Below are 6,068 nucleotides of genomic sequence, written 5' to 3'. Positions count from 1 at the left end.
CCGCGGCGGCGGAAAGCCGGACATGGCGCAGGGCTCCGGTTCGGATGCCGCCGGTATCCCGGCGGCGCTCGACGCGTTCCGGGCGCGACTGCGCGAGCTGGCCGGCTGATCGTGGCGGAAGTCGCCGGCCCGGACCGTCCGGGAGACGACGACCCGGGACGTGGCCGCCGCATCGGCATCGATGTGGGCAGCGTACGGATCGGTGTCGCATCGTGCGACCCCGACTGCATCCTCGCGACGCCCGTCGAGACGGTGCCGCGATCCAAGGATCGAGGGCCCGACGCGCCCGACATCCGGCGTGTTGTCCAAATCGTTACCGAATATGAAGGCGTGGAGGTTATCGTCGGTCTGCCGCAGACGCTGCGCGGTGAGCCAGGCAAGGCTGCGAAACTGGCGAGCGAATTTGCTCGTAGGCTTCGGCGGCAGCTTGTCGACGTTCCCGTGCGAATGGCCGACGAACGTTTCACCACGGTCACTGCGGCGCGCGCGCTTCGCGAAAGCGGAGTCAGCGCACGCGGTGCGCGGCCGGTTATCGACCAGGCGGCGGCCGTCGCCATCTTGCAGGGTTGGTTGGACGAGCGGAGTGCAGTGTTGAACGTGGCCGAGGACGGCGACCAGGGGAGCAGCCGGTGACCAGGCACGGAAGGCCCGACGACACCGAGGCGACACATCAGCACACCTTCGGTGACGCCTTCGGCGGTGAACCGGTCGACGGCCGACGCAAGGTCGGCGGTGCCTACGACAGGATCGCCTCGCAACAGGACCCGAACCCACGACCCACCACACGGCCGGACGACGAACCCACGACGGTTCTGCACTTCGAGAATGGTGTGTTCGACGGCCCGCCGCCGCACACCGCGGAGGGTGCGGCCGATGCGGGTTACGGGGGGTACGACGACGAGTACGCCGGAGGCTATCGCTATGCCGATCGTTCCGACGGGTATCGTGCGGCAGAGTTTACCGGTGGGCAGTCCCACCATGCTGTCGAGGACCCCTACCCCGCGCCCGACGAAGCCGAATCGGACTCGTGGGGCGGTGACGAGCGTGAAGCACCGCAACCGGTCGGTGCGTCTCGAACACGCCGAGCACATGACCGCGAGGCAGGTGCGCGCAAGAAGCGTGGACGTGTCGTCGGATCGCTCGCCGTGGCGCTGCTGTTGGTGCTCGCCGTCGGCGGTGGCTTCTTCGTCTATAAGAAGATCGCCGGTCCCGATCTGCCGCCGGACTTCACCGGTCCCGCCGGCCCTGCCGTCATCGTGCAGGTCAATTCGGGTGAAACCGCCAATGAGATCTCCGTCGAACTCGTCGACAAGGGTGTCGTTGCCAGTGCTGCCGCGTTCTACAACGCCGCTGTGCAGAACGCTGGAATGAATGCCGTCCAACCCGGCTTCTACAGTCTCGCGACGAACGTTGCGGCGGTCGATGCGGTTGCCGAACTCGTCGAACCGTCCTCCAGGGTCGGCGCGTTGGTCGTCTCCGAAGGACGCCAACTTCACGACATCCGGGACGTCAACACCGGCGCAGTCCGCAAGGGCATCTACACGCTGATCGCGGAAGCGAGCTGTTACGAGGACGGCGGAACCGCGCATTGCCTCACCTACGAGGAACTCAACGAGGCCGGTGCGAGCACCGATCTCGCTGCGCTCGGCGTTCCGGAATGGGCGCGCTCCGCCGTTACCGGTGTGCCGGACCGTGATCGCCAGCTCGAAGGGCTCATCGCAGCGGGAAGCTGGGATTTCGATCCGTCCGTCAGCGCATCCGAGGTTCTCGCACGGCTCGTGTCGGCCAGTGCCGAACAGTACGATCGCACCGGCATCGCCGACGCCGCGGCCAAGGTCGATTTGTCGCCCTACGAAATGCTCGTCGCCGCGTCTCTGGTCGAACGTGAAGCGCTCCCCGCGGACTTCGCGAAGGTTGCGCGGGTGATCCTCAACCGGCTCGAGATCGACATGCCGTTGCAGTTCGACTCCACTGTCAACTATTCCCTCGACGAGACCGAACTGGCGACGACCGATGCGGACCGGGCGCGGGTGACACCGTGGAATACCTACGCGAGCCCCGGCCTGCCCGCCACCCCGATCTCGTCGCCCAGCATCGGGGCGCTCCAGGCAGTGGAGAACCCGGAACCGGGGACCTGGATCTACTTCGTGACCATCGATGCACAGGGCACGACCCTGTTCGCCGACAGCTACGCGGAACACCTCGCAAATACCGAGCAAGCTCTGGAAAGCGGAATCCTCAACAGTGGTCGATGACAACGTGACCGGCGCCCGCAAGGCCGCGGTGCTCGGTAGTCCGATTCGGCATTCGAAGTCGCCGCTACTGCATCTGGCCGCCTATCGGGCACTCGGGCTGACGGACTGGACCTACGACCGAATCGAATGCACCGGCGAGCAACTTCCCGGGCTGGTCGATTCGCTCGGCGTCGAATGGGTCGGCCTGTCGGTCACCATGCCGGGTAAGTTCGCGGCACTCGCCTACGCCGACCAGCGCACCGACCGGGCGGTGACCATCGGCTCCGCGAACACCCTCGTGCGCACCGTCGGCGGTTGGCGCGCCGACTGCACGGACGTCGACGGCGTCACCGGGGCGCTCGGCACGATCGGAATCACCGACCTGAGCGGGCACTATGCCGTTGTCGTCGGGAACGGCGGAACCTCCCGGCCTGCGATCGTCGGGTTGGCATCCCTGGGCGTTCGGGACATTGTCGTCGTCGCACGATCGCAGGACCGCGCTGCCGAGACCTTCGACTGCGCCGACGCGGTCGGGGTGACACCACGCTGGGTGGGCTTCGACGATCCGAGCCTCGGCGACGTGTGCGCGGAATCGGGGGTGCTGGTGTCGACCGTCCCGGCGCTGGGTGCCGAACCGTTCGCCGAGGTTCTCGCGCGGGCACCGTTCATCCTCGATGCGATCTACGATCCGTGGCCCACGCCGCTTGCGTCGGCGGCGCAGCGACGAGGCAGCGTCGTCGTGTCCGGGTTGTACATGCTGCTGCATCAGGCATTCGGTCAGGTCGAGCAGTTCACCGACCGTCCGGCGCCGCAGGCGGAGATGGCACGCGCCGTCGGTCTGTAGGCGACTCGCGGCACCGATCATGTCTGCGGATCGGTGGTTTCGGGAGAGATCGGCTTCTGCCACGGCCAGCGGCCGTCGATCTCGAGTTGCAGTGACCAGCTCAGGAATGTCCGGATCAGGACGATGATCGCCAGCACCCCCACCGAGGTGAATGTGGGGGTGACGGCGACGGTCTTGATGATGTCCGCCGCCACCAGGAACTCCAGTCCGAGCAGGATCGAGCGGCCCAGGTTCCGGCGGTACGGAACGTAGATCCGCGCGTCGGGGTCGCGACGCTTGGTGTCCAGGGCAATCCAGCTCGAGGCGACGGCACCGACCACGATCACCGCCACCCCGACCACATCGATGGCCGAGCCGACGTTCTCCAGTATCTCGGCGATCTCCATAGGGCTTCCTCCCGTGCTGCCGCGCGTCCGGATCATTGTGACCGTCCCGAGACGGATTCGGAGGGTGAAGCGTCGGTGCCGTCGGACATGAGGTACAGTGGCGGTGCTTCACGAGTTGCCGTCGCACAGCCCCGACTTGACGGCACGCCAACCCCACGCTCGCGGGTGGCTCGGGTGACGAAGCGGTCCGACGCCGACCGGCTCGGGCACGAGCGCCCCATTCCGGGGCCGACCCGGAGGAATACGATGATTCTCATCGCCCGTTCGATCGTTCATGCCACATCGACGTGCAGTTCCCATCACGACGGCCACCACATCCACCACATCCGGGCACGCCACGGCCTGGCGGATCGCGACCTCGCCGTGCACGTTCTCGTCGAGGTAGCCGACGGAGCCGTGACACTGTCCTGGGACGGAAGAAGGTCCGAGTTCCGGCACCACGACGTCGGTGCTATCGCCGAGGCGCTCGAACTGGGTGGTGACATCGGCGAATGGCTACCGCGGTGGCGTGTTCTGGTGCTGCCGGGCGTGGAACCGGACCGTCGCACCGTGTTCACGCTGTGCGATCCCGGTAATTGGACGGAGTGTGCCGGTCCGGCGCAGGAGTGAGCCGAGTGTCGTCGCGCTCCCCACCGATTCGGTTGGCGACGAGACGAATGCCGGAGTGCCGTACCGCGTTTCCTGAACTCCGGATTCGCGGTACGGCCGAATTCGTGCGCGCGTCCGAACCTGTCGGTCAACCGTCACGCCGTCCGACGACGTCGAGCGCCTGGGTGAGGTCGGCGATCAGATCATCGGCATCCTCGAGGCCGATCGACAGGCGAATCATCGATCCGGTGATCCCGCGCCGGTCGCGTTCCTCGGGGGAGAGGTCGTAGTGGGTGGTGGTGACCGGTTGCGTCACCAGGCTTTCCACGCCACCGAGGCTCGGTGCCAACGCGAACAGGTCGAGCCGATCGACGACCTGCACCGTCGTGGCAGTGTCCGCGGCGACCTCGATGGTGACGACACCGCCGAAGCCCGACATCTGGGCGGCGGCGAGGGCGTGGCCGGGGAAGCTCGGCAGTCCCGGGTACAACACCCGCGACACCCGCGGATCGGCGTCCATCGCTTCGGCAACAGCTTGGGCGTTCGTGTTGTGCTGTCGCACCCGCACGACGAGGGTGCGCAGACTGCGTGACAGCATTGCCGCCGTCTCCGGCGCGATCACCGACCCGAAACTCTTGCGCCAGCTCACGAGCGGATCCACGAGTTCGGTTGCGCCGAGGACGAATCCGGCGGTGATGTCGGAATGTCCGCCGAGATATTTCGTCGCAGAGTAGGACACCAGGTCCGCGCCGAGTTCAAGGGGGCGCTGATTGACCGGCGAGGCGAAGGTGTTGTCCACCGCGACTTTTGCTCCGTACCGGTGCGCCAGATCCGAGATCGCAGTGATGTCGTAGATCCCGAGTGCAGGATTGGTCGGGGTTTCGAAGAACACCAGTTTCGCTCCGCCAGAGAGTGCTTCTTCGAGACGGTCGAGCTCGTTACCCAGCAGGAATGTGGTGGTGATCCCGAGCTGTGTGAGCTGGTTACCGAGCAGTTCCATCGTGCCGCCGTAGGCATCGCCGACGCACACGATCCCGTCGCGGCCGTAGTGCGCGAACAGGGTGGTCTCGGCGGCCATGCCGGAACAGAACGCCAATGCGCTCTCGGCTCCCTCGATCGAGCACATCGTTTCCTCGAGCGCGAAGATCGTCGGGTTCAGTCCGTATCGGGTGTAGAGCGGACCCCGCACGCGTCCGTCGGCGACGTCGAGCAGCGCCGCCGTGTTCTCGAATGCGAAAGTCGTGGTGTTGTAGATCGGTAGGTGCGGTGCGCCGTGGGCATCGGTGATCGTGGTGCCGTGGATGGCCTGGGTCGACCGACCCGCTGATGCCTTCGTCACGTGTTGGCTCCGTTCGATGGGACCGTTTCGGATGTGAACGAGTATTGCGGATGTGTGTCGGCGCGACCGAACCGCCGTCCCGTCGGACGCGAACGCAGACCTCGCGACCCGGCGCGGCGTAGAGTATCGATGATCCGGGTCGTCGATACGACGGGATGGAGCGATGGCCGCGAACGAGTTCGCCCCGGACCCGGCCGCGTCGGGTAGCGCGCAGGGTGATCGACTGCGACCGCTGCAGTGGCACACGGCATTGCCCCGACTTGCGCGGTGCGCCGGACACACCGCGCACCTCCTCCTGCACCGTCGCCTGCATCTCCCGGTCGCGAACACGGGTCGAAGGATGACATTCGGTGATGGTTCTGCTGCGGTGGTCTACCGGGAAACTGTCGCGGACCGCGCCGATCCGGCCGATCCGGTGGTTCTCGTCGTCGCGTTCCGGTTGCGTGGTGTGCGAGGCCGGGGGCACGCGGTATTCCGGGCGGAAAGCCTGTTGAACACACCGCTGTTCGCGGGCTTCCCCGGATTCGTTTCGAAGCTGTGGCTCACCGCAGGATAGTGCCCCGTGGAGTGGTGGACTTCGGATCGGCTCGCGGGATGCGCGGTGATCAACGAGTCATGCGGAATACTATGCTGTTTCGCTCGCTCCGGTCAACGACAACACCGCCTCGGTAGCCTGC

7 protein-coding genes and 1 riboswitch are annotated in these 6,068 nt (G+C 66.4%); of the genes, 5 read left to right on the top strand and 2 right to left on the bottom strand.

Features of this window, described 5'->3' with window-relative positions; genetic code table 11:
* The first annotated feature begins 108 nt into the window (after positions 1-108).
* The 3 genes from ruvX to WAX14_RS19560 are packed head-to-tail and all read left to right on the top strand — an operon-like array spanning position 109 to position 3,078.
* The gene (ruvX, locus tag WAX14_RS19570) at positions 109-633 is read left to right on the top strand and encodes a Holliday junction resolvase RuvX (protein WP_422629713.1); all 525 of its coding nucleotides are present in this window, start codon (positions 109-111) and stop codon (positions 631-633) included.
* Entirely contained in the window at positions 630-2,255 is a 1,626-nt protein-coding gene (locus WAX14_RS19565) for an endolytic transglycosylase MltG (RefSeq protein ID WP_422629712.1), read from the top strand. Before ruvX ends, WAX14_RS19565 begins: the two co-directional genes overlap by 4 nt.
* A complete protein-coding gene (locus WAX14_RS19560; RefSeq protein ID WP_422629711.1) occupies positions 2,245-3,078 on the top strand; it encodes a shikimate dehydrogenase in 834 nt (277 codons plus the stop codon). The genes WAX14_RS19565 and WAX14_RS19560 overlap by 11 nt, the downstream gene beginning before the upstream one ends.
* Positions 3,079-3,095: 17 nt before the next feature.
* Here the strand turns inward: WAX14_RS19560 and WAX14_RS19555 are convergent, their stop codons facing one another.
* Positions 3,096-3,464, bottom strand: coding sequence for a DUF1622 domain-containing protein (locus WAX14_RS19555; RefSeq protein ID WP_422629710.1), 369 nt, complete (start codon positions 3,462-3,464; stop codon positions 3,096-3,098).
* Positions 3,465-3,570: 106 nt separating this feature from the next.
* Positions 3,571-3,683, top strand: a riboswitch (SAM riboswitch).
* On the opposite strand from WAX14_RS19555, the gene WAX14_RS19550 reads away from it, so the two are divergent.
* Positions 3,639-4,073 (top strand): hypothetical protein, encoded by a 435-nt coding sequence (locus WAX14_RS19550; RefSeq protein WP_422629709.1) that lies wholly within the window; start codon positions 3,639-3,641, stop codon positions 4,071-4,073. (Overlaps the previous riboswitch by 45 nt.)
* A gap of 127 nt (positions 4,074-4,200) precedes the next feature.
* Here WAX14_RS19550 and WAX14_RS19545 read toward each other — a convergent pair whose 3' ends face one another.
* Positions 4,201-5,391 (bottom strand): trans-sulfuration enzyme family protein, encoded by a 1,191-nt coding sequence (locus WAX14_RS19545; protein WP_422629708.1) that lies wholly within the window; start codon positions 5,389-5,391, stop codon positions 4,201-4,203.
* A gap of 163 nt (positions 5,392-5,554) precedes the next feature.
* Here WAX14_RS19545 and WAX14_RS19540 point away from each other — a divergent pair, with 163 nt between their 5' ends.
* The gene (locus WAX14_RS19540; RefSeq protein ID WP_422629707.1) at positions 5,555-5,947 is read left to right on the top strand and encodes a hypothetical protein; all 393 of its coding nucleotides are present in this window, start codon (positions 5,555-5,557) and stop codon (positions 5,945-5,947) included.
* Positions 5,948-6,068: the final 121 nt, after the last annotated feature.

It is taken from the genome of Rhodococcus sp. (in: high G+C Gram-positive bacteria) (genome assembly GCF_049299235.1).
Taxonomy (GTDB): domain Bacteria; phylum Actinomycetota; class Actinomycetes; order Mycobacteriales; family Mycobacteriaceae; genus Rhodococcus.
The sequence above is the reverse complement of the archived record's forward strand: the minus strand, read 5'-3'. Positions and strand labels throughout refer to the sequence as shown.